At 50.2% G+C, this 23,301-nt stretch carries 16 protein-coding genes, 4 tRNA genes and 4 pseudogenes; 9 read left to right on the top strand and 15 right to left on the bottom strand.

What is annotated here, in order from left to right; all coding sequences use genetic code 11:
- Positions 1-51: 51 nt before the first annotated feature.
- Positions 52-1,365 (bottom strand): PAS domain-containing methyl-accepting chemotaxis protein, encoded by a 1,314-nt coding sequence (locus ABDK09_13985; GenBank protein XAW90496.1) that lies wholly within the window; start codon positions 1,363-1,365, stop codon positions 52-54.
- Between the two features lie 170 nt (positions 1,366-1,535).
- Complete coding sequence (locus ABDK09_13980; protein ID XAW90495.1) at positions 1,536-2,183, bottom strand: thiopurine S-methyltransferase; 648 nt, start codon at positions 2,181-2,183, stop codon at positions 1,536-1,538.
- 319 nt (positions 2,184-2,502) lie between these two features.
- Here ABDK09_13980 and ABDK09_13975 point away from each other — a divergent pair, with 319 nt between their 5' ends.
- Complete coding sequence (locus ABDK09_13975) at positions 2,503-3,279, top strand: phosphoribosylglycinamide formyltransferase (GenBank protein XAW90494.1); 777 nt, start codon at positions 2,503-2,505, stop codon at positions 3,277-3,279.
- Between the two features lie 75 nt (positions 3,280-3,354).
- Here ABDK09_13975 and ihfA read toward each other — a convergent pair whose 3' ends face one another.
- From ihfA to pheS, 3 genes and pseudogenes are all read right to left on the bottom strand, one after another.
- A complete protein-coding gene (gene ihfA / locus ABDK09_13970; GenBank protein ID XAW90493.1) occupies positions 3,355-3,651 on the bottom strand; it encodes an integration host factor subunit alpha in 297 nt (98 codons plus the stop codon).
- Between the two features lie 450 nt (positions 3,652-4,101).
- Positions 4,102-6,490: pseudogene (gene pheT, locus ABDK09_13965) on the bottom strand (phenylalanine--tRNA ligase subunit beta).
- 18 nt (positions 6,491-6,508) lie between these two features.
- Positions 6,509-7,492, bottom strand: coding sequence for a phenylalanine--tRNA ligase subunit alpha (pheS, locus tag ABDK09_13960; GenBank protein XAW90492.1), 984 nt, complete (start codon positions 7,490-7,492; stop codon positions 6,509-6,511).
- 376 nt (positions 7,493-7,868) lie between these two features.
- On the opposite strand from pheS, the gene ABDK09_13955 reads away from it, so the two are divergent.
- Entirely contained in the window at positions 7,869-8,369 is a 501-nt protein-coding gene (locus tag ABDK09_13955) for a GNAT family N-acetyltransferase (GenBank protein XAW90491.1), read from the top strand.
- 215 nt (positions 8,370-8,584) lie between these two features.
- Positions 8,585-9,669: pseudogene (locus tag ABDK09_13950) on the top strand (PQQ-dependent sugar dehydrogenase).
- Positions 9,670-9,747: 78 nt separating this feature from the next.
- Here the strand turns inward: ABDK09_13950 and ABDK09_13945 are convergent.
- The 7 genes from ABDK09_13945 to uvrY form a co-directional block, all read right to left on the bottom strand.
- Positions 9,748-9,823: transfer RNA gene (locus ABDK09_13945), tRNA-Gly, on the bottom strand.
- 22 nt (positions 9,824-9,845) lie between these two features.
- Positions 9,846-9,932: transfer RNA gene (locus ABDK09_13940), tRNA-Leu, on the bottom strand.
- A 68-nt stretch (positions 9,933-10,000) separates the two neighbouring features.
- Positions 10,001-10,076, bottom strand: a tRNA-Gly gene (locus ABDK09_13935).
- 3 nt (positions 10,077-10,079) lie between these two features.
- Positions 10,080-10,153: transfer RNA gene (locus ABDK09_13930), tRNA-Cys, on the bottom strand.
- Positions 10,154-10,426: 273 nt separating this feature from the next.
- Positions 10,427-10,984, bottom strand: coding sequence for a CDP-diacylglycerol--glycerol-3-phosphate 3-phosphatidyltransferase (gene pgsA / locus ABDK09_13925; protein XAW90490.1), 558 nt, complete (start codon positions 10,982-10,984; stop codon positions 10,427-10,429).
- A gap of 46 nt (positions 10,985-11,030) precedes the next feature.
- Complete coding sequence (uvrC, locus tag ABDK09_13920; protein XAW90489.1) at positions 11,031-12,860, bottom strand: excinuclease ABC subunit UvrC; 1,830 nt, start codon at positions 12,858-12,860, stop codon at positions 11,031-11,033.
- Positions 12,860-13,504 (bottom strand): UvrY/SirA/GacA family response regulator transcription factor, encoded by a 645-nt coding sequence (gene uvrY, locus ABDK09_13915; GenBank protein XAW90488.1) that lies wholly within the window; start codon positions 13,502-13,504, stop codon positions 12,860-12,862. The genes uvrC and uvrY overlap by 1 nt, the downstream gene beginning before the upstream one ends.
- A gap of 599 nt (positions 13,505-14,103) precedes the next feature.
- Here uvrY and ABDK09_13910 point away from each other — a divergent pair.
- Positions 14,104-16,468 (top strand): annotated as a pseudogene (locus ABDK09_13910) (DNA polymerase II).
- On the opposite strand, the pseudogene ABDK09_13905 reads toward ABDK09_13910, so the two are convergent.
- Together ABDK09_13905 and ABDK09_13900 are read right to left on the bottom strand one after the other, a co-directional pair.
- A pseudogene (locus ABDK09_13905) lies at positions 16,450-18,532 on the bottom strand (EAL domain-containing protein). The pseudogenes ABDK09_13910 and ABDK09_13905 sit on opposite strands and share 19 nt — an antisense overlap.
- Positions 18,533-18,719: 187 nt before the next feature.
- The gene (locus ABDK09_13900; GenBank protein XAW90487.1) at positions 18,720-19,487 is read right to left on the bottom strand and encodes a nucleotidyltransferase domain-containing protein; all 768 of its coding nucleotides are present in this window, start codon (positions 19,485-19,487) and stop codon (positions 18,720-18,722) included.
- Between the two features lie 214 nt (positions 19,488-19,701).
- On the opposite strand from ABDK09_13900, the gene yeiP reads away from it, so the two are divergent.
- Positions 19,702-20,268, top strand: a complete 567-nt coding sequence (gene yeiP, locus ABDK09_13895) for an elongation factor P-like protein YeiP (GenBank protein XAW90486.1) — start codon at positions 19,702-19,704, stop codon at positions 20,266-20,268.
- A gap of 2 nt (positions 20,269-20,270) precedes the next feature.
- Positions 20,271-20,591: an HI1450 family dsDNA-mimic protein gene (locus ABDK09_13890; protein XAW90485.1), complete on the top strand. Its 321-nt coding sequence runs from the start codon at positions 20,271-20,273 to the stop codon at positions 20,589-20,591.
- A 154-nt stretch (positions 20,592-20,745) separates the two neighbouring features.
- Here ABDK09_13890 and yqfB read toward each other — a convergent pair whose 3' ends face one another.
- Positions 20,746-21,060: a N(4)-acetylcytidine aminohydrolase gene (gene yqfB / locus ABDK09_13885; protein ID XAW90484.1), complete on the bottom strand. Its 315-nt coding sequence runs from the start codon at positions 21,058-21,060 to the stop codon at positions 20,746-20,748.
- A 163-nt stretch (positions 21,061-21,223) separates the two neighbouring features.
- Between yqfB and ABDK09_13880 the strand changes: the two genes are divergently transcribed.
- The 3 genes from ABDK09_13880 (at position 21,224) to hutC (ending at position 23,010) form a co-directional block, all read left to right on the top strand.
- Positions 21,224-21,901 carry a DUF3187 family protein gene (locus ABDK09_13880; GenBank protein XAW90483.1) on the top strand — a complete coding sequence of 226 codons (678 nt, stop codon included), beginning with the start codon at positions 21,224-21,226 and terminating at the stop codon, positions 21,899-21,901.
- Positions 21,902-21,905: 4 nt separating this feature from the next.
- Positions 21,906-22,193, top strand: a complete 288-nt coding sequence (locus tag ABDK09_13875) for a DUF3187 family protein (GenBank protein XAW90482.1) — start codon at positions 21,906-21,908, stop codon at positions 22,191-22,193.
- A gap of 103 nt (positions 22,194-22,296) precedes the next feature.
- A complete protein-coding gene (gene hutC / locus ABDK09_13870; protein XAW90481.1) occupies positions 22,297-23,010 on the top strand; it encodes a histidine utilization repressor in 714 nt (237 codons plus the stop codon).
- The last annotated feature ends 291 nt before the right edge of the window (positions 23,011-23,301 follow it).

Genomic DNA, 23,301 nt, shown 5'->3' with positions numbered 1-23,301 from the left:
AAGCTAACAGTTCACCAGGCAAACAGTTCACCAGACAGACAATCGCCGGCTTTAATCGTTAACCAATTGTCCGACCGTGTCGGCAACATTATTAGCGCCACCACGAATCTGTTCAATCAGCGCCTGAGTGGCCTGCAACTGCTGGTTACACTCAATCACTTTACGTTGAATGTCATCCATCGTCTGACCGGACACCTTGGTCAACTCACTGTTGCGCTGCACTATATTGCTAATCTCACCGGTCGCGTTCGAAGTGTTTGAAGCCAGCTTACGCACCTCATCAGCCACAACCGCAAAACCGCGCCCGTACTCGCCCGCTCTGGCCGCTTCAATCGCGGCATTCAGCGCCAGCAAGTTGGTTTGATCGGCAATGTTAGAAATCGTGGTAACAATCTTCGCGATCTGTTGTGACTGTTCAGTCAGCTGATCCATCAAGGTCGAGGCTTTCTCCACCGAGCGATCAATATTGTTGGCGATCTCGGTCACCGCATCCAGGGTATTGGCACCATCGTTAGCCATACCGAGCGTATCCAGTGAAGTCTGCTGAGCCAACTTTGAAGCGCGCTGAATGGATTGCATATGCAGCACCCGCTCAGTGATCTCGCTGGCGAATTTCACGACTCGAACTACTTTACCATTATGATCAAAAATCGGGTTGTAGGTCGCTTCCAGCCAGATAATATCTCCCTGGCGGTTGAGACGCTCAAACAGACCGGATTTAAAATCACCGCGTGCCAGCGACGGCCAGAAATCAGTCTGTTTTTTCAAGAATTCATCGGTGCAGAACATACGATGATGTTTACCCTTAATCTCTTCCAGGCTGTAACCGACGGTGCGGCAGAAATTTTTATTCGCATTGAGAACATGACCTTCCGGCGTAAACTCAATAAACGCCAGCGACTTCTTCAGCGCATAGAAAATGGCATCCTGACGTTTCAGTTGCAGGGTTTCTTCCGTCACATCACTGGCGACTTTAACCACTTTCACTGTTTTGCCACTGTCGTCTTGCACCGGGATATAGGTTGCTTCAATCCAAATATCACTGCCGGTTTTGGTAATACGTTGGAACGTACCGTGTTGTGGCTGTCCTTGCGCCAGTTCACGCCAAAATATTTGATATTCAGGGCTGTTAGCCAGTTTCGAATCACAAAAAATACGGTGATGCTGACCTTGTATTTCTTGCGCTGTATAGCCAACCGCCTGCAAAAACGCATCATTAGCCGCCAGGATCCGTCCTTCAGTGGTGAATTCGATATAAGGCACGCTCTGTTTAACAGCATTCAGGATGTGCAACGCCGAGCTCATCTCGCTCAGTTGCTCTGGTGACAGTTGGGAATTTTGTTTACGGCTACCAAAAAGAAACATACTAGGACCTCTGTTCTTGCGGCAAACGACCGCGGTTTAAGGAATAGCCACAACGTTCTTCGCGCTGTTTATTTTTTCACCTAGCGAAAAAGGAGGCGTATTTTAGCGTATAGCACCTCCTTTGCAATCTCTATTTTGACAAATCAATCATCGGACAATCATGCACTCTGTTACGACTCAAGCAGCCACACTTCCTCAGCAAAACGAGTTAATGCCTTATCGCCGCGCTTAGGTTGCTGAGCCTCACTGTCATCACGATGCAAACGGGTGACGCTAAACTCACTAAACAAAGCTTCAATTTCCTGTTGCGGCACACTAAACGGAGGACCACTCATTTCGCTTTGGTCATAATCCAGGCTGACCAGTAAAATACGCCCGCCGGGACGCAGCAGTTGCTTTAAGCGCTGCGCGTAGTCTGTACGCATCTCTTCGGGTAATGCCACCAAAGCCGCACGGTCGTAAATCAGATCAACCGACTCCAACGGCGCCGTGAAAAAGTCTCCGGTGTAAACTGACAGCTCATCAAATTGATACAGTTCGTGCTGACTGTTTACCTGAGTCACCAATGGAGTATAGAAGTGTTCTGCAAAAAACGCGCGTACAGCGATTGGGCTCAGTTCAACACCCTGAACATCATCATGTTTTTGGGCTAACCATACCAAATCTTCGCTTTTGCCACATAAAGGCACCAACACGCGATCTTCGCGCTTGGGTTGTGTCGCATGCCAGTAGTCGGTCAGCAACGTATTGACATCCATCTGATGGAAACCAATTTTATTTGCGGCCCATTTCTGGTGCCAGAATTCTGGATCTTTCATACCCGCTCCATGAAGATTTTCGAGCCCGCTAGAGTACCCAATTCCGGCACGATTCGATAGCCGCTTTTCAAATTCCGGTCAGCATTTTGTGAAAGTCACACTTGGTTACATCCGGACACGGAACTGTTTATGCTAACAATCGTCTGAATTAACGAGGATTATGGTGTGATCACAACCACAGTGTGCACAAGACGACGCAGCGTGGAATTGAATTTTAGCGCTCTCACCCATACCTCATAACAGAGCAGCAGCCGTTTATCTCGTGTTAGGGCCTTTTAAATGCCACGTTTGACCTAACAGCGTAAGTTAAGGAGAGGGAATGAGCCTACTGCTACGAACGACTGCTTTAATGCTTTTGGTACTCAGCCGTGCGCCGGCATTCGCCGCAACTCTGCCGTATGACGTGTCAGCGGAAGAGACACGTGAAGAGTCCCGGGATCAGGTCAGTGCCCGATTTTTTAAGCATAGTCTGAGCGGTCTATACGCCATCCATACCAGCGAACGTAACGTTCTGCAGCCTTATCAGGACTTAGATACCCTATACAGCCATGCAGCGCAGGCACAAACCGAATTAGAAACTCTGTGTCAAAGCACCGCAATGCTGACCTCCACCCAAGCCTACTTTGCCGGAGTAAAATCTTATCCGCGCGCCGCCAAGAAAGTGGAACTTGAGTTTGATGGCAATGCCCAGCGCATTACCGACCTGGCACGGGCCACATTAATCGCCGACGACGTACCAAGCCTGGTCGAAGCTTATGAAGTCCTCAGCCGCGAAGCCACCATAGTCAAAGTCAAAAACCGCTTTAAAAATCCGGCGCCTTCCGGCTACCGGGACCTCATGGTTCTGGTTCAACTACCCGGCAGTAAACTGATCGCCGAAGTCCAGCTGCACCTGAAAGCCATCGCTGACGTCAAAAGCGGCCCAGAGCATAAATTGTATGAAGATATTCAGGCGATTGAACGCCGAGCGGGACAGGAACAGCGTGGTCTTAATGACTGGGAGCAGGCCAAAATACATCAAATACGCCAGCATTCACGCGATTTGTATCAGAACGCCTGGCAGCCGTATATTACGACCCGGATTCAGGCGGCATAAACAGCACGCTACGCTGCTTTAGACGGCAGGAGAAATGAAAAGACCACGCAGCGATGCGTGGTCTAATGCGCGGTCTTATTCGGACGGTTCTATATTCTCGACTCGGGCTTTTAGTTTTTGCCCTGGGCGGAACGTTACGACACGTCGAGCGGTGATCGGAATATCCTCACCGGTCTTCGGATTTCGTCCCGGACGTTCATTCTTGTCACGCAGATCGAAATTACCAAACCCGGAGAGCTTTACCTGTTCGCCACTTTCGAGTGCTTTGCGAATCTCTTCAAAAAACACCTCCACCGTTTCCTTGGCATCCCGTTTACTAAACCCAAGTTTTTCAAACAGGTTTTCAGCCAAATCGGCTTTTGTGAGCGCCATAAAACTTCCCTCAAAGCTATGTTAAACCTTGCTGCCCAGTGGCAACACCAAAGCAACTTTTACTCAGCCAATCAATAACCTATCGGCTTTCTCTGAAAAGTGTATGCCAACCGTATGATTTTCGCCAACTTTTTTATCCTTCTATTGCAATTCAATCAGTTACAAAAGGGCGAGACTCGGGTGGAAAAGCAACACGTGACATCAAATTGAGTAAAAAATCACTGATATTTTAGTCAGTTATAATGAGTATACCAAAATCTTCAGAGGTTCTCTCTAAATAGAGAGTAGGAAATTTTTTTTGTTCCGCCAAAAATTTTTTCAAATTGATCGTAAAATCAGGTGCTTGCTCACGCTATTTCCACCAAATGCAGCAAAATAGCCGACAATTGACAAATCGCGGATAAAAAAAGAGCAGACCCAAAGGCCTGCTCTTTTCAGTCATAAAATCAATCAGTCACGCAGAGTCGCGCCAAATGTCTCAGACACATGAGCAACAATCGCGTCAACCGCTCCTGCGATGTCCGCATCTTCCAGCGTACGCTCGCCGGATTGCAGCGTCAGCGCAATCGCCAGACTCTTCTTGCCATCTTCGACACCTTTACCGACGTAAACGTCAAACAGTTTAGCATCTTTGAGGAATTCACCGCCCTGAGCCAGACAGGCATTGACGATTTCACCGGATGCGACGCTCTCATCAACAACTACAGCGATATCGCGACGGTTAGACGGGAACTTAGACAGCGCCACGGCTTCTGGAATCACTTTGCTGTTGATCGCAGACCATTCGATTTCGAATACGATGGTGCGACCGTTCAGGCCAAATTTGCGCTCCAGTTCTGGGTGAACAGTACCCAGGATACCCACTTCTTTGCCGTCAACAACAATCGCTGCAGACTGACCTGGGTGCAGTGCCGGGTGTTTAGCGGCAGTAAAGCTGTACGCTTTGCCGTTCGCGGTCAGTTCCAGGATCGCTTCCACATCGCCTTTCAGGTCAAAGAAATCAACCGTTGCGGTGTCAATGTTCCAGTGCTCTTCGCTGCGGGTACCAGAGATAACACCGGCCAGCATCGGCTCCTGACGCATACCGTTTTCAGCTGCTTGATCCGGGATAAAACGCAGACCTTGTTCGAACAAACGGACACGTGGCTGCTGACGCTTCTGGTTGTGAACAACAGTGTTCAGCAGACCTTGCAGCAGGCTCAGACGCATCGCAGACATATCCGCTGAAATCGGGTTAGGCAGAACCAGCGGCTCGACATCCGGCACGATCAGTTTTTGCTGCTCTGGCTCTACGAAGCTGTAAGTAATCGCTTCATGGTAACCACGGTCAACCAGCAGATCACGCACACGTTTCAGTGGCAGATTGGCTTCTTTGTGCAGGTTCATGTTCAGAGCCGCAGCCGGAGCCTGGTTTGGAATGTTGTCGTAACCGTAGATACGGCCAACTTCTTCTACCAGATCCTGCTCGATAGCAATATCAAAACGCCAGGTTGGTGCCGTTGCCGTCCAGCCTTCAGCGTTGCTTTCAACACTCAGGCCCAGACGCTGCAGGATTTCAACTACGTCCGCGTCAGCAATGTGATGACCCAGCAGGTTATCCAGTTTGCTGCGACGCAGAGTCACAGTGTTTGGCGTTGGCAGATCCGCAGTCGATTCAGCCGCCACAACTGGCGCTACGTCGCCACCACAGATGTCAACCAGCAGTTGCGTCGCACGCTCCATCGCGGCGTGTTGCAGTGCGTAGTCCACACCACGTTCAAAACGCATGGATGAATCGGTGTGCAGGCCGTAGCTGCGTGCGCGACCACGGATATGATCCGGAGCAAAGAATGCACACTCCAGCATCACGTCTTTGGTGTCTGCGCTCACACCTGAGTGCTCGCCACCGAAGATACCGGCCAGCGCCAACGCTTTCGAGTTGTCTGCGATAACCAGTGTGTCCGCGTTCAATTCCGCTTCGTTGCCATCCAGAAGAGTCAGTTTCTCGCCCTGCTCTGCCAGACGCACCACGATGCCGCCGTCGATTTGTGCCAGGTCAAACGCATGCATTGGCTGACCCTGCTCCAGCATCACGTAGTTAGTGATGTCAACCACAGGGTCGATAGAGCGGATACCACAGCGGCGCAGTTTTTCCTGCATCCACAGCGGCGTTTTTGCTGCAACGTTGACGTTTTTAACGATACGGCCAAGGTAACGCGGACATGCAGCTGGCGCTTTCACTTCAATCGCAATGGTATCGTCAATTGAAGGCGCAACGGCTGCCACTGAAGGCTCAGTCACATCAGCACGGTTCAGAACACCCACTTCACGCGCCATACCACGAATGCTGAAACAGTCAGCACGGTTTGACGTCAGGTCAACATCGACAGTAACGTCGTTCAGGCCCAGGAAACTCACGGAAGTCAGTGCCGATAACCGCATCTTGTGCCAGTTCCATGATACCGTCAGAATCAACGTCGATACCCAGCTCAGAGAACGAACACAGCATGCCGTGTGAAGGCTGGCCGCGTAGCTTCGCTTTTTTGATTTTGAAATCACCCGGCAGTACTGCGCCAACCGTTGCCACAGCGACTTTCAGACCCTGACGACAGTTTGGTGCGCCACACACGATGTCGAGCAGTTCTTCTTCGCCCACATCCACTTTGGTCACACGCAGTTTGTCAGCATCAGGGTGCTGGCCACATTCCACAACGTGACCGACTTTAACGCCGTTAAAAGAACCCGCAACTGGCAGAACATCGTCCACTTCCAGGCCGGCCATAGTAATTTGATGAGTAAGCTCGTCAGTGGTAACCGCAGGGCTTACCCACTCACGAAGCCAAGATTCGCTGAATTTCATAGTGATTAAACCTCTGGATTACTTGAACTGTTTAAGGAAACGAAGATCGTTTTCGAAGAATGCACGCAGGTCGTTCACGCCGTAACGCAGCATGGTCAGACGCTCTACGCCCATACCAAAGGCAAAACCAGAGTATTTTTCAGGATCGATGCCGACACTGCGCAGCACGTTAGGGTGCACCATGCCACAGCCCAGAACTTCCAGCCATTTGCCGTTCTTACCTTTCACGTCAACTTCTGCAGAAGGCTCTGTGAACGGGAAGTAAGACGGACGGAAACGCACTTCCAGATCTTCTTCAAAGAAGTTGCACAGGAAGTCGTGCAGGATACCTTTCAGTTGCGCGAAGTTAACGTTCTCGTCAACCAGCATACCTTCCACCTGGTGGAACATTGGGGTATGCGTCTGGTCGTAGTCGTTACGGTAAACGCGGCCAGGTGCGATAAAGCGCAGTGGTGGCTGGCTCTCTTCCATCGTACGAATCTGAACACCTGAGGTGTGAGTACGCAGCATCAGCTTCGGATTGAAGAAGAAGGTATCGTGATCAGTACGCGCCGGGTGATCGTCAGCAATGTTCAGGGCATCGAAGTTATGGAAATCATCTTCGATTTCAGGACCAGACTCAACAGTAAAGCCAAGTTCACCAAAGAAGCTTTCAATACGCTCGATAGTGCGGGTTACCGGGTGCAGACCACCGTTTTCGATACGACGGCCAGGCAGGGTCACATCAATCGTTTCCGCAGCCAGTTTGGCTTCCAGCTCAGCACGTTGCAGGCTGTCTTTACGCGCAGCAATCGCTTTTTGAACCGTTTCTTTGGCGACGTTGATTTCCTGACCAGCAGCGCGACGCTCTTCTGGTGGTAGTTTACCCAGGCTCTGAAGCTGAGCGGTCAGCTCACCTTTTTTACCCAGATACTGAACACGCACTTCATCCAGTGCGACTAACGACTCCGCAGCATTGATGGCTGCTGTCGCGTTAGCAATGATCTCTTGTAGATGTTGCATCGTTTCCTCGTCTGCTAAGGAGCAGTTTCCTTAAGGAGCCCGAAAGGGTTACCTTGGTGCCCTTTTGGGGGACCGATAAGGGTGACCATAAGGGTTTCTTGGGGGTTTCTAAATAGCTGTACATAGTAACGAAAGCTGGTGTCAAAGCCAAATTGAAATCCGCTTTGACGCGACTTTCGCGTATTTGTTAGGCAGCTTTTTTCCTCTGGTTAAAGAATTGTTTCCAAACCAGACCGCAAAAGGGCGCAGCCAAGACAAAAACAGCCCATCACGGTTCGTTGCGGCAACTAAATTTACCCCTGTCAGCTCAGGTTTTATGCTATGTTGCTGCACTAACCGCGATGAATAAAACCCGAACCTTATGAGGTCACTCACTATGCAATCCAAGCAATCCGAGCAAACAGATATTTTTCCCATCTCAGCCGAATTTGATCAGTCTATTGGGGACATTATTCAAACGGTCGGCGCGGAGTTCGGCGCTATCGGTGAAGGATTCGGCCCGTCGGATGCCGAAGTCACGCAAATGAGTCACTATTACCGGCTGGATAATGGCTGGGGCTACTGGGTCGCGACACTGAATGGTGACGTGGTTGGCGGCGGCGGTATTGCGCCTTTCAATGGCAGCGACCGCGTGTGTGAACTGCGTAAGCTGTTTCTGCTGCCGCAAAGTCGTGGCCATGGACTTGGCAAAAGACTGGCAGAGCAATGCCTGGCTTACGCACGCCAACAGGGCTTTCAGGAATGTTATCTCGATACACTGTCGACGATGACCAGTGCTGTGCGCTTGTATGAAGCCCTTGGTTTTCAGCATTTATCCGCGCCTATGCCCGGTACTGAGCATAACGGCTGCGATGTCTGGATGCTAAAACAACTGTAAACGCTTCTTCCCTGATGTAAACCACTCTGCCCTGGTAAACAACCCAGCCCTTGTAACCAGTCCTGCCCTGATTTGTGCGGTTTATCCCCTGAACCGCATTATTCCGGATAAACAAAATGTAACCGTTTCTTAATGCCTGACCAATTGCATATTTGAACTGCTAAGCTAGCTATAGTGACAAGATATGTCAGTCAGAAACTAGCAGGGAAAAGATTATGTTGCGTTGGTTAAGCAGCTCGGCTCTCAGTGTCGCGGCAGTATTAGCGGTCAATTCGCCGGCCTGGGCCTATCAGGCGGAAAAAGTCATGAGCGGTTTGATTGTTCCCTGGGGAATGAGTTTTGTCTCTGATACACAGCTTCTGGTGACAGAGCGCAACGGCGATCTGGTGTTAGTTGATCTGCTCTCTCAGAGCAAAACGTCGCTGCTCAGTGTTGATTCCGTATATGCCAACGGCCAGGGCGGCCTGCTGGATGTGGCCCTGTCACCACGCGATCCAAAAACCTTCTATTTCACCTACAGCAAACAGCGCGATTCAGGTTCCGATACCACGTTAGCGGTTGCGACATGGGATGGAAAACAAGTCAAAGAGTGGCACGATTTATTGGTTACCACCTCTGGCTCTGACACTTCCCGCCATTACGGCAGTCGCATCACTTTTGATGACCAGCATCTGTACTTTTCCGTGGGCGACCGCGGCAAGCGCCCCAATGGTCAGGATCTCAGTGTCCACTCCGGCAGTATTCTGCGCCTCAATCTCGATGGCAGTACGCCGGATGATAACCCGTTCGCCGGCCAGGCGAATGCTCAGGCACAGATCTGGAGTTATGGCCACCGCAACCCGCAGGGGCTGTTTTATGATCAGCAGACTCAAAGTCTGTGGGAAATTGAACACGGTCCGAGAGGCGGCGACGAAATTAATCTGATCCACAAGGGGGCGAACTATGGCTGGCCGAATACATCACACGGCAAAGAGTATACTGGGGCCCGCTCGATGTCGGTGACAGTAAAGAAGCGCCCGGGATTGAATCGCCGCGTCAGGTTTACATCCCCTCAATCGCCCCGAGTGGTTTACTGCTCTATCGCGGCCAGCGCTACCCGGATTTAAATGGCAAACTACTCACCGGTGCACTCAAGCTGACTCACATCAACGTAATTACACTCGATAGCAATCAGGTCGGGGTAAAAGAAGAGCGCCTGCTCGATTCACTCGGCGAACGTATCCGCGATATCCGCCGTTCACCAGACGATTGGATCTACTTCTCCACCGACAACGGTAATCTGTATCGGCTCAAGCCTTAGCTCACCTGGCAGCAACGAAAAAACGGAATCCCGAAAACAAAAAAGCCTGACTATTTAGTCAGGCTTTTTTGTTTAAAATGGAGCGACACACGAGGTTCGAACTCGTGACCTCAACCTTGGCAAGGTTGCGCTCTACCAACTGAGCTAGTGTCGCATGTTCTGCATAAGCAGAGAGATGGTGCCCCGGGCCGGACTTGAACCGGCACGACTCGAAAGTCGAGGGATTTTAAATCCCTTGTGTCTACCAATTTCACCACCAGGGCACGCAAAATTGTTGCGATGGTAACGCCATCTAAAAGTATCGCTGCATCAGCCATACTAAAATAAAATCTGGAGCGACACACGAGGTTCGAACTCGTGACCTCAACCTTGGCAAGGTTGCGCTCTACCAACTGAGCTAGTGTCGCAAATGGAGGCGCGTCCCGGAGTCGAACCGAGGTCCACGGATTTGCAATCCGCTGCATGGCCACTCTGCCAACGCGCCTTCGTGCACTTATTCGCTAACGCTTTGCAACGTTGCTCCTGAGTACGGGATTGCATTCTACGGATTCGATGCCTTGAGTCAACACAATTTTTTTGATTTTAAATCGTTTGTCTATTTTACATTCAAAAAGCGTTAAATTGCTCATTTAGACGACAAAAAATGTCGTAATTTCCATAAGATAACCGAATTCTCTCGCCCTGTTTCTTTTAATAAAGATCGCCCGCCAGGAGAAAGAAAGCGCAGAAACGAAAAAACGGGCCGAAGCCCGTTTTCCTAATGATGTTCTGCGCTGAGCAGATCGTCTTTTGCGGCAGCGAGATACTGCACCATCGACCAGTAAGTCAAAATGGTTGCGACGTAAATTGCGGCGTACCCCAACCAGACCATCCAGTCATCGTAATGCCAAATCAGTACCCACAAAGCAAACATCTGAGTCAGTGTCTTCACTTTACCAATCCAAGAGACGGCAACACTGGCGCGTTTGCCGATTTCTGCCATCCACTCACGCAGTGCCGAAATAATAATTTCGCGCGCAATCATAGTGACAGCAGGAATGGTAATCCAGATATTGTGGTAATACTCAGTGATCAAAATCAGCGCGGTGGCGACCAGTACTTTGTCGGCAACCGGGTCAATAAAAGCGCCAAAACGGGAGGTTTGGCCCAACTTACGCGCCAACATACCATCCAGCCAGTCAGTGAAGCCTGCAACCCAGAACACCATTGCCGCAGCAAACGGTGCCCAGCTGTAAGGCAGGTAAAAACACACGACAAATACCGGAATCAGGAAAAGTCGTATTAAAGACAAAATGTTGGGTATGTTCAAACGCATATTTTTAGGCTCTTATCAACTGCGCGTTAATGGTGCGGTATTTTTGTCATTGTTTCAATGCTTGATAAATGTTTTCTGCTAAAGAATGACTGATGCCGGGTACTTTGGCGATTTCTTCGACAGTTGCCCGTTTCAGCTCCTGCAAACCGCCCATGTATTTCAGCAACGCCTGGCGACGTTTCGGGCCGATGCCCTCGATACCTTCCAACGCACTGGTGCGACGGGTTTTGCCCCGTTTGGCACGGTGTCCGGCAATCGCGTGGTTATGGCTTTCGTCACGAATGTGCTGAATCAAATGCAGTGCCGGTGCATCACTTGGCAGATGGGACTCTTCTCCGTCAGTACTGATCAGAGTTTCCAGTCCCGGTTTGCGGGTCACGCCTTTGGCAATACCGATCAAACGTGGCCGTTTGGGCCAGTCCTGCCAGCATTGCTGCAAAATCTCATGCGCCCGGTTAAGCTGTCCTTTACCACCATCAATAAAGATAATGTCCGGGATCTTATCGACATCCAACTGCTTACTGTAACGTCGCTCCAGTACCTGCCCCATCGCCGCATAATCATCACCGCCGGTAATTCCGGTAATGTTGTAACGACGGTATTCCTGCTTCACCGGTCCTTCCTGATTGAAGACCACACAAGACGCAATGGTGCTTTCACCCATGGTATGGGAGATATCGAAACATTCCATACGTGCGATACTGGCCATCCCCAACTCTTCCTGCAACGCTTTGAAGCGCTGGTTAATGGTCATCTTATGATTGATCTTACTGGTCAGTGCCGTCAGCGCATTGGTGTTCGACAAATTCAGATAACGACGACGGATGCCGGTCGGATTGGCATGGAAGGTGACTTTACGCCCCGCCAACTGGCCCAGAGCCACCTGCAGTGCGCTGGTATCCGGCAGCAGTTCCTGATTGAGGATAATACGGCTCGGAATAGTGCGCGCCTCATTATGGCTGAGGTAATACTGGCTGAGGAAGCTTTCGAACACTTCCTGCTGGGTGGTATTGTTTGGGATCTTAGGGAAATGGCTGCGGCTGCCCAGTACCTTACCCTGACGAATCATCAGGATATGAATACAGGCGATGCCATTTTCCTGGGCAAAACCGAGTACATCCATGTCATCCATGCTGTCTTCCGAGACGAACTGCTGCTCTTGTACCCGGCGTATGGCGTGAATCTGATCGCGATATTTGGCGGCCTGTTCAAAGCGCAGTTCCTGACTCGCCTTTTCCATTTTGGCGATCAGAATTTCCAGCACCTGTTTATCTTTGCCCTGCAGGAACAAACGAACATAGTTAACCAGTTCGGCGTACTCTTCATCGGAAATAATGGTACTGACGCAAGGTCCGGCACAACGCCCGATCTGGTACATCAGGCACGGACGGGTACGGTTACTGTAAACCGTATCTTCACACTGTCGTACCGGGAAAATCTTCTGCAGCAGATGCAGCGTTTCACGCACGGCCCCCGAGTCCGGATAAGGCCCGAAATACTCCCCTTTACGCTTTTTCGCGCCACGATGCATCGACAAACGCGGATGCTTGTGTCCGCTGATAAAGATATAAGGGTAGGATTTATCATCCCGCAACAAGACATTATATTTCGGCAGATACTGCTTAATATAATTGTGTTCCAGGATCAGGGCTTCGGTCTCGGTGTGAGTCACCGTGACGTCGATTTTCTCGATATGACTGACCAGCGCCTTGGTCTTCTCACTGTCAATTTTCTTACGAAAATAACTCGAGAGGCGCTTTTTCAGATCTTTGGCTTTACCGACATAAATCACATCAGCCTCAGCGTTGTACATACGGTACACGCCGGGCTGATTAGTGACAGTCTTTAGAAACGAAACAGAATCAAACGAAGACACTACAACTTCTCGGTATCCAGCATTCCGTGACGGATCGCCAGGTGCGTCAGTTCAACATCACCGCTGATGTCGAGTTTGGCAAACAGGCGATAACGGTAGCTATTGACCGTTTTAGGACTCAGATTGAGTTGCTCCGAAATATCGGTAACTTTCTGCCCTTTGGTGATCATCAGCATGATCTGAAGTTCACGTTCGGACAAATCGGCAAATGGATTTTCAGAGGCTGGCGAAAACTGGCTTAAAGCCATTTGCTGCGCTATTTCCGGAGAAATATAACGCTGACCACTATGCACCACGCGAATGGCATTCACCATTTCATCCGGGGCGGCACCCTTGGTCAAATAGCCTGCCGCTCCGGCCTGCATAACTTTGGTCGGAAACGGGTTTTCTGTATGAACGGTTAACACGATGATTTTTACATCAGGATTGAAACGCAGAATCTTTTTAGTCGCTTCCAGGCCACCGATTCCAGGCATATTCATATCCATCAGTACAACGTCAGCATGGTGATTACGACACCATTTGACGGCTTCTTCACCGCTATCAGCTTCCCCTGCTACGTTCATTCCACGGACGTCTTCAATAATACGTCGTATCCCTGTGCGAACCAGCTCGTGATCATCTACAAGGAAAACACTTATCAAACTTGTATCTCCACACTTAACTAATGGCTCTGCACCCACCGAGGTAGTGGATAGCAGCATGGCTGCCCTAGTCTAACTTAAATTAAACTTTTTGCTTACCCTGAATATGTGCTGAAACGCAAACTTTAGCAAGCACTTATTAATCCTTAATGCCATTGATTGTGCATTATTTATCAAATCAATAACTTAAGAAACTTTTCAACCTCAGACTATCGCGCAACAAGCTTGCCGTCTACGACTTTGAACAAAGGTTGCACAAGTGCCTGAATCGGTTCAATGAACAAAAACAGCTCATCTTGCTTAAGGTATCAGCAATCAGGCCCGGCTCTGGTGGTTAAAAGCAGGATTGAGTCCGCACTAAACAAAAATTTGTTATAGTGCGCAATCAACGACACCACCAGCGACACAAGAGCATTTCTGATGACGTCCCGGTACTGCCTGACGCGCAGTCACCGACCATCTTATCATTATATGCAATTTTCTTGGTCCGGTTGCGGACAAAGTCGCACAGTGGCAACGGTGAAGTCAATTATTGCCAGTCAGCATAATAATCCGTCGGCATAATGACCACTCGGCACAATAAATAGCGGATCAGAAACGTGAGTATTCAACAAGGCTTTTTACTAACCAGACAAGCCCGGGACGTCAGAGGCCAGACCCAGATCGAACTGTGGCTGGCGACTGAGCAAGGCCCGACTCAACTGCTGATCCGTGGCGAACAGCCGGTGTTTTTTATCCTCCAGCAGGATATTGACACTGCGCAGAACATCGCCCGTCAACATCGTCTGCAGGCACAGTTTCGCCCCCTGCCGCTCAAATCATTCGAGCAACAGCCACTGGCCGCTTGTTACAGTGATTCGATCCAGCATTCCAATGCACTCGTCTCGCATCTGACCCAGGCGGAGTTGCTGACTCTAGAAGCGGACATTCGCCTTGCCGACCGCTACCTGATGGAGCGTTTTATTCGTGGCAGCGTCGAATTTTCCGGTCCGGCCCAGTCGATGGGCGCCTACTCCAGCGCCCAGCAGGTCAAGTGTCGCCCGGGCGATTACATTCCCAACCTCAAGGTTGTCTCACTGGATATTGAGTGCTCAGAAAAAGGCATTCTCTATTCTGTCGGACTCGACTCCGAGATGGACAGCCGGGTTATCATGGTCGGCAAACCGCAAACGGCAGAAACTCAGATTCAGTGGGTTGAGGACGAATATGCCCTGCTGACCGCGATGGTAGAGTGGTTCGAAAAGTTTGACCCGGATGTCATCGTCGGCTGGAACGTGATTGATTTTGACTTTCGTCTGCTGCATAAACGCGCGGAGTGGCACAAGCTAAAACTGATGCTCGGCCGCGCTCGCCAACCGAGCTTTTTCCGCACCGCCAGCCAGACGCAACAAGGCTTTATCACTATCCCCGGCCGCGTTGTGCTCGATGGCATCGATACCCTCAAAACCGCGACCTACCATTTTCGCTCCTGGTCACTGGAGTCGGTCTCGCAAGAACTGCTCGGCGAAGGGAAAGCGATTCATAACGTACATGACCGCATGGACGAAATTAATCGCATGTATCGTGAAGACAAACCGTCTCTGGCCAAATATAACCTGCAGGACTGTGTGTTGGTGAATCGTATCTTTGAGCACACACATTTGCTTGAGTTTGCCATTGAGCGCTCGCGTCTGACCGGTGTCGAAACTCGATCGCGTCGGCGGTTCGGTTGCCGCCTTCACCAATCTGTACCTGCCGCAGCTGCATCGCGCCGGTTACATCGCTCCCAACCTGCATTCGGAAAACTGGCTGGCCAGTCCCGGCGGCTATGTGATGGATTCAATCCCCGGCCTGTACGATTCGGTGCTGGTGCTGGATTTTAAAAGCCTTTATCCGTCCATTATTCGCTCATTTCTGATTGATCCGATGGGATTGATTGAAGGGCTGCAGCTGGAGATTGGCAACGCACCTGACCAGGCTGTGCCCGGTTTTCGAGGCGGCCAGTTTCACCGCAGCCGGCATTTTCTGCCACAGATGATCGAGAACCTGTGGGCCGCACGTGACGTGGCGAAAAAGAACAACGAGAAAGCCTTCTCCCAGGCGATAAAGATCATCATGAACTCGTTTTATGGCGTGCTGGGGTCGTCCGGCTGCCGCTTTTTTGATACCCGCCTCGCGTCCAGCATCACCATGCGCGGGCACGAGATCATGAAGCAGACCAAACAGCTCATCGAAGCGCGCGGTTATCAGGTCATTTACGGTGACACCGACTCGACCTTCGTCTCGCTCGGCAATGAACACTCGCAGCAGGATGCCGACCAAATTGGTCAGTCACTGGTACAACACATCAACCAATGGTGGCGCGAACACCTCAAACAAGAGTACGCCCTCAATTCGATTCTCGAACTGGAATATGAAACTCATTACCGCAAATTTCTGATGCCGACCATCCGGGGTTCAGAAACCGGCTCGAAAAAGCGTTACGCCGGACTGATTGGTGAGGGTGACAATCAAAGAATGGTGTTCAAGGGGCTGGAAAGCGCCCGTTCCGACTGGACTCCGCTGGCACAACAGTTCCAATCCGAACTGTACCGGATGATTTTCCATGGCGAGCAGCCTGATGATTATATCCGCCGGATTGTCGAGGAGACGCTGGCCGGTGAACACGATGAAGAGTTGGTGTATCAGAAACGCCTGCGCCGTAAGCTGCATGAGTATCAGAAAAACGTGCCGCCGCAGGTACGTGCAGCCCGTATGGCCGATGAAATCAATCAACGTCTCGGACGTCCGTTGCAATACCAGAACCGTGGGCTGATTGAATACTGCATCACGGTTAACGGGCCAGAGCCGAAAGAGTATCAGCGCAGCGCGATGGACTATCAGCATTACATCGACAAACAGCTCAAACCGGTTGCCGATGCCATACTGCCGTTCATCGGCCGGCAATTCGACCAGTTGAGTGCGCCTCAGTTGGGCTTATTCTGAGCCTGGCGCACATACTCAACTAAATCGTCACTATTGAGTGCTTTGGCGTAATACCAGCCCTGAACGGACACCTCGGGGCCGGTTTCAATGCAGCTCAGCTGTTGCTCTGTTTCCACACCTTCCACGATCACACTCAGATCCAGCGACTCAGCCACAGACTGCAGGCTGGCGAATACCTTTCTGCCTTTCGGATTGTCCAGCGCCAGCACAAACGAACGATCGATCTTAATACAATCGATATCAAAGCGGTTGAGATAACTGAGTGATGAGTAGCCGGTACCAAAGTCATCAATGTGAATTTCACATTCCAGCTCGCGTAAGCGTTTGAAGGCCGACATAATGTACTGCTCGTCCACCAGCAACGATTCTTCGGTAATTTCGATATGAACCAGACCAGATAGCGGTTTAATCAATGCCGCGATGATATCCAGACTGTCGCTGTCGACCAGAGTCTGCGGGCAAAGATTAATACTGACCGGTAACTCCATCCCCAGTCTTCGCCATCGGGCGACGTCCTGCGCGACCCGGCGAAACACCCACAAATCCATCTCTTTCATCATTCCGGCCTGTTCCAGCCAGGGCATAAAACTGCCCGGATATTGCAGATTACCCTTTTCATCCATGGTTCGAATCAGCGCTTCACAGCCGGTCACCCGGCCAGTACGCGGATCAACCTGAGGCTGATATTGCAGGCAAAACTCTTTGCTGCTGATACCGCGCAGATGTTGCTCGACGTTAAGCTGTTCACGTTGTTTTTGCTGCGCGAGCAGAATCGGGTCATCCTGCAGCCACTGCGCTTCCTCTTCACGGCGCAGGTAAGAGGTATTGAGTGCGGAAATTTTGATTTCGCTGCCGGCATAGAACTTATTCATCCGCTTCACGGCCGGGAAATAGATGGCACAGCCCAGCACCACATTGAACAATTGCAGCAACACGGCGTGCCAGTCGCCTTCTGTCGATACCCAGGCATTAAACAGTACCGGAGTATGAAAAGGCACCGAAACACTCGGGGCGCTGACCCAGCCCCACTGTACCGCGAGCAGGCCGGTCACTACATTCAGCATCGGCGTCAGTACAAAAGGCAGTAACAGACGCGGGTTGTAAATGATGGGCAGGCCAAACAGCAGAATCTCGTTAACGTTGATAAACGCAATCGGAATGCTGGCCAGGGCAATCAAACGCAGGGTGCGCTGACGCGCAAACAGCAGCAACGCCAATACCAGAGATAAGGTCGCACCGCTGCCGCCGATAAACACAAACGTGCCCATAAAAGACAGGTTCATGACATAGGGTGCGGCGCCACCGGCAAGTACGGTCGAATAGCTCAGACTGCTGGCTTCCTGCAGCAAATTCACCATAGGCAACAGCGCATAATAGCCATGGACACCAACAAACCACAGCAGCGAATTCAGGGCGGAAAACGTGAGGCCAAACAGCCACGGATCATTGGCATAATCGGGGCTGAATAAACTTTCAAACGGCAGATGGGATAACAGGAGAAACAGACCACGAGTCACCAACATCACCACCGCAGCTACCATGATGGCCGGGATCACCATATTCAGTGATTCTTTAACGATGGATCCGGCACTGTTGGATGAGGTGATATTGAACCGCTCAAAAGCGAGCAGTTTTGCCAGCAGAGGGACCGAGAACAGCGGGATAACGATCGAGAGCACGATATGAAAAGTCATCAGTGCCACATCAGAATGTGACATTGCCGCCGCCAACACCAGATAAAAAATGTTGAGCAGGGCTACCGGCGGCCTTGGCAGACGCCAGTGCATTGCCAGCACGTAAGATAAGGTCGCCGTCATCAGGTAAGGAAAGAAACTCGCCGATAACCTGATTGGTGTTATACATCACATCGACCCAACCCGGGCGATCATCCAGCAACAATTCGCCCATACTGGCCAGCAGCAGCGCAAACGATGACAAAATGAGACAAGGAATCAGCCAGACCATGCTTTCACGTACCGCCTGCATAGAACTGACGATAAACCGTGCGCCTTTATCCAGTAACCGCTCCCGACCAGAAGCGAGAGGTTTTGACAACTCTGGCATCTATAACTCCATTTACCCAGATGACTCCATTTACTCAAAGAACTCGATTTACTCACAGAGCGAGAGTTTACTCACAGAACCTTGAGCTTAACATATCAGTCACATATCATGATAATCCGCACGATACATGGTAAATAAATCTTTCGAATATGGGAGAAATCCCTCGATTTGCGCCGAATCTGAGCCCTCAGCCGATACGAAACTCGGTTTTTTCATATTGCTTCACTAACCAAACGCCAAAACTGTCCAGTAGACCAATCACCGAGCGCTTGGGAATGGCTCTGGCGGTGAGCAGGATATTCAGCCGCTCTACCTCGATCTGCTTCTCCGGATGGTAACGGACAAAATGCTGACCACATTCCTTCGGATCGTCATACCAGTTTTTGTCACGGTACATAATCAGCGAATAACTGGCGCGCAGCAGCTTTTTAGCAATGGTCTGCTGGGCCCTGATTTGCTCTTTGGCCGTGGCCGCTTTGGCGATTTTTTGCCGGTAGTAAACCAGCCAGTCACCCACATCCATATTCCAGTGTTTGGCGATTTCCCAGCTCGGTTCGTAATCACCAAAGCAGTCACCCAGGTTATCGCCATACACGCACACACAACAGTGGCGCAGCATCGGCCCCCAGGAAAAAATACTTTCCAGCGTCGCCACATCGCTCACCAGAGCGGTTTTGATCGCCACATCGGTCACAAACGGGAAGCTTTTCTGAAAGCGCCAGCGAATCGTATTGAGCAGGGTGGCTTTCTTATCGTCAAAATCACGATGAGTGACCAGCACCACATCCAGATTAGAGAGTCCGGGCTGAGCGGTTTTACGTGCCACACTGCCGTAGATATAAATACTGTGCAGCACCTCGCCCAATCCGGCCCGTAAAAAACGCACTAAGTCGTCAATGGCCGGCTGATAAGCAGGTTGAAAAGGCTGGTTGGGATCGATGACCGACAATGTCATGACAAACAGAAACTCCGCGCTGAATTAACTTATTGCTGTACTCACTCATATAATGTTCGCTGATGACCCGCCGCGAATCAATACCTTGCTGTTTGCGCTGCCGAATAATCATCCATAAATACACTATCTTGAGGTCGCAGTGTGCAGAGATATTCCTTTTTGCCCCGCCCTTTAGTTATAATGCCGCCAACTCTAGAACGAAGGATAAAAATCCATGCCAAAGGCAAGTGAACTGAAAAAAGGTTTTGCGATTGTTTCTAACGGCAAAACGCTACTGATCAAAGACATCGAAGTGACCACTCCTGGCGGTCGCGGCGGCTCTAAAATCTACAAACTGCGTTGTACTGATCTGACAACTGGTGCCCGTGTTGACGAGCGCTACAAGTCAGACGATTTCCTGGATACCGTTGAGATGAACAAACGCAATATTTCGTTCTCTTACGTAGACGGTGACGAGTACATCTTCATGGACAACGAAGACTACTCACAGTTCGTGTTCAAACAAGCTGATATCGAAGATGAGCTGCTGTTCATCACTGAAGACATTCAGGGCATGCAAGTGGTACTGGTAGACGGTACTGCTGTCGCCATCGAAATGCCTTCTTCTGTTGAAATGGTTATCGAAGAAACCGATCCGTCAATCAAAGGCGCTTCTGCTTCTGCACGTACTAAACCAGCTCGTTTTGCAACTGGCCTGGTTGTTCAGGTTCCGGAGTATATTGCGACTGGCGAACGTGTTATTGTGAACACCACAGAACGCAAATTTATGAGCCGAGCTTAATTATGTCTGATTTAATTTCTTACGACGATGCTATCGACGCCGCTTACGATATTTTCCTCGAAATGGCACCTGATAACCTCGAACCTGCCGATGTCATTCTGTTTACCGCGCAATTTGAAGATCGCGGTGCAGCAGAAATCGTCGAAGTGGGTGATGACTGGGACGCAGAAGTCGGTTTCGAAGTCGATAAGGAAGTGTTCGCAGAAGTACGCATTGGTCTGGTAGACGAAGAAAATGACGTACTGGATGACGTATTCGCCCGAATGCTAATCAGCCGCGATCCGGATCAGAAATCTTGTCACATGCTGTGGAAACGTGATTAATTTTTAGTTTGTGAATGGATTCAGTTTTCTAAGTGATTCCGTTAATGGGTTAATTCTGTACTGGATAAGCTCATCACACAAAGTGAACACGCAGTGATAAGTCGAACGCCAACCTCAGGGTTGGCGTTTTGTATTCTCGGCAGACGATGCTCTGCTACACCAGCTGATAATGGATCACATACAGCTCTTCGATACCGGGATAGATATCGCTGATCACCTGCTTGAGCTGATCTAACGTCATATTCTCCTGCTCGGCATGAAATTCGGTCAGTTGCGAAAATTGCACCGGTTCTACTTTTTCAATCCGTAAATGGCAAAAATAGCGCCCCTCTTCCAGCGTTGACACTTCAACCACTGAACCTGGCTGATAGTCGTTCTCGCTTTCATCACGAATGGTGATCACTTTCCTGCCTGCCAGAATATCGGCTTCAAAACGGGCAAAAAATGTCATCGTTGTTGGCGCTGCCATACTGCATATTCCTTATTTAATACAATTAACTGACTGATATTTTACTATATCCAATCAAGGCACCTGCTGGTCAAACCATACAAAATGTCAATTGGACGGCACCAATATAGATTGGTTAAATATCAACCTCATTTGCGTTGATTAGGTTGCTCTAGGATACATCATGATAAACAAGACCCGAAACGGCTTAATAGCTTTGCTGCTCTTCCCCTGTCTGTCGTATGCCAACAGCCAATATGGCCCGTTACAACTCTACGCTCAATCGCCGCTGCAGACCAACTCCCTGACTCCGCAGATACGCTCCGGTTTCTCACTCCCGCAAGGCACGATGGAATTTGCCACCAGCGGAACCATGGCCAGTGTCTGGGCTGTGACCGATGATTACGAAGCTGACTACTATCAGAATCAACTGTTTCTCGGCATGAAATGGCAGATGTCACCAGGCTGGCAACTGGGCATGAATTATCGCTGGAACGTGGCATTCAACAACCATCTTGATGAAGTCACAATGGGATTCCATCGCATGTTTGGCCTCGATCAGGCAGGACGAGAAGACGTCGATCGAGATCGCTTTTATCTCGACGTACCGGATCATGATGTCCATTACGATAACTTCGAGGGCGAAACCTTAAGCAGTGCGCTGACGGCGTACCTGCAATATCAGCTCTATCAGGATCAGTACCAGGGTTTGTCATTGGGAGGCTCACTCTATTACAACGACCTCGACCACGGCTTACTGAGTAACAGTCGCTTCGAACAGGCACTGCAGCTCAATTACGCCTACCAATACCAACGCCATCTGTTCAACGTTTCTGCTCGGTGTCTCTTTTCATCACAGTGAATCTGTGTTCCGCCATCTTGAATACCGTGACAATACCGCCACATTTGGCCTCAGTTACCAGTATGAGCTGGCCGCCCGCCATCATCTGATTGGCGAGGCACATGTTTATGAAGGTGTTTCAGATGGCTTTAGCGAAATGTCCAAACCATCAACCGAATTTGTGCTCGGTTATCGTTACCTGCTACCAAGCAGCGCGATTGAATTCTCTATGATCGAAAATGTATTCAATATGGACAACAGTACCGATATCGCGTTCAGCCTCGCCTATCGGCACCAGTTTAATCCCGGTTAAAACCGGAGCCAGCTAACACCTTAAGATGAAAAGACAAACGATGAATTGCATTTTTATGCTCAGTTATGGATTATTTGTATATTCAAATTAAGGTTTATTGTGTATGTCCTCTTCGCCCCTCTATCTACAGATTAAACAGTTTATTCTGGACAACATTGAGTCCGGCCGTTGGCCGGTCGGTCATCGTATCAGTACCGAGCTGGAGCTGACCGAGCAGTTCAGTGTCAGCCGGATGACCGTCAACAAGGCGATCCGTGATTTGGTTGCCGATGGCATTCTGCAGCGCCGACCGCGTCTGGGGACATTTGTCTGCGCGCCGGAAGAGAAAGCCGAATCCCCGTTGTTGGATATTCGCAATATTGCCGAAGAAGTGGTCAGCCGCGGTCAGCGCTACCACAACAAAGTCATCAGCCAGCGCGAGCTTATTGCCGATGACAACGTAGCGATTAAACTGGGCGTCATGGTCGGTACAGCGGTGTTTTACAGTGAGATCCTCCATTATGCTAATGATACCCCGCTGCAACTGGAGGTACGCTGGGTTAATGCCCGCTACGCACCGCACTACCTCGAACAAGATTTTACCCTCATCACGCCCAATCAATACCTGTCTGAGAATTGCCCGTTAAGCGCCATTGAGCATACGGTAGAAGCTATCGTGCCGGATAATCACATCAAAACCACGCTCGCACTGAGCGCCAGCGAGCCCTGCCTGCTGTTAAACCGCCGTACCTGGAGCGGCGATCGTCTGGTCAGCTCGGCTCTGCTCTATCATCCGGGCTCCAAATACAAACTGACGTCAAAGATCGTTTTATCCTGATTGGCCACTTCTCCTGTTCGCTTTGATCTTTCAGGATTCTCGACCTCGTGAAAGATCAAACCTCTGTTTGCCGCAAGACCTCCTCATCCGTAAGACGGAAAGTTGATCACAGTTTTGCAACATTCATCTTGTCGGTTGCGTTTAATTGCATCATTATTTGTATATACATTTAAACAGACAATTAAATCATCTTGTCACGACACAGCCAGACCGCCGCCGTTAAGCAGCGAAAGCCCGGTGTCAGACAAGAAATGTCATAAGATCAAAGTACACGCGACACGACTTGTGACA

The sequence above is a fragment of the Vibrio sp. CDRSL-10 TSBA genome, from assembly GCA_039696685.1.
In the GTDB taxonomy this organism is placed as follows: Bacteria; Pseudomonadota; Gammaproteobacteria; order Enterobacterales; family Vibrionaceae; genus Vibrio.
The sequence above is the reverse complement of the archived record's forward strand: the minus strand, read 5'-3'. Positions and strand labels throughout refer to the sequence as shown.

Excerpts from the sequence above, each read along its gene's own strand:
- ABDK09_13985 (XAW90496.1), bottom strand. The coding sequence starts at position 1,365 with ATGTTTCTTTTTGGTAGCCGTAAACAAAATTCCCAACTGTCACCAGAG.
- ABDK09_13980 (XAW90495.1), bottom strand. The coding sequence starts at position 2,183 with ATGAAAGATCCAGAATTCTGGCACCAGAAATGGGCCGCAAATAAAATT.
- ABDK09_13975 (XAW90494.1), top strand. The coding sequence starts at position 2,503 with ATGAGCCTACTGCTACGAACGACTGCTTTAATGCTTTTGGTACTCAGC.
- ihfA (XAW90493.1), bottom strand. The coding sequence starts at position 3,651 with ATGGCGCTCACAAAAGCCGATTTGGCTGAAAACCTGTTTGAAAAACTT.
- pheS (XAW90492.1), bottom strand. The coding sequence starts at position 7,492 with ATGCAACATCTACAAGAGATCATTGCTAACGCGACAGCAGCCATCAAT.
- ABDK09_13955 (XAW90491.1), top strand. The coding sequence starts at position 7,869 with ATGCAATCCAAGCAATCCGAGCAAACAGATATTTTTCCCATCTCAGCC.
- pgsA (XAW90490.1), bottom strand. The coding sequence starts at position 10,984 with ATGCGTTTGAACATACCCAACATTTTGTCTTTAATACGACTTTTCCTG.
- ABDK09_13900 (XAW90487.1), bottom strand. The coding sequence starts at position 19,487 with ATGACATTGTCGGTCATCGATCCCAACCAGCCTTTTCAACCTGCTTAT.
- yeiP (XAW90486.1), top strand. The coding sequence starts at position 19,702 with ATGCCAAAGGCAAGTGAACTGAAAAAAGGTTTTGCGATTGTTTCTAAC.
- ABDK09_13890 (XAW90485.1), top strand. The coding sequence starts at position 20,271 with ATGTCTGATTTAATTTCTTACGACGATGCTATCGACGCCGCTTACGAT.
- yqfB (XAW90484.1), bottom strand. The coding sequence starts at position 21,060 with ATGGCAGCGCCAACAACGATGACATTTTTTGCCCGTTTTGAAGCCGAT.
- ABDK09_13880 (XAW90483.1), top strand. The coding sequence starts at position 21,224 with ATGATAAACAAGACCCGAAACGGCTTAATAGCTTTGCTGCTCTTCCCC.
- hutC (XAW90481.1), top strand. The coding sequence starts at position 22,297 with ATGTCCTCTTCGCCCCTCTATCTACAGATTAAACAGTTTATTCTGGAC.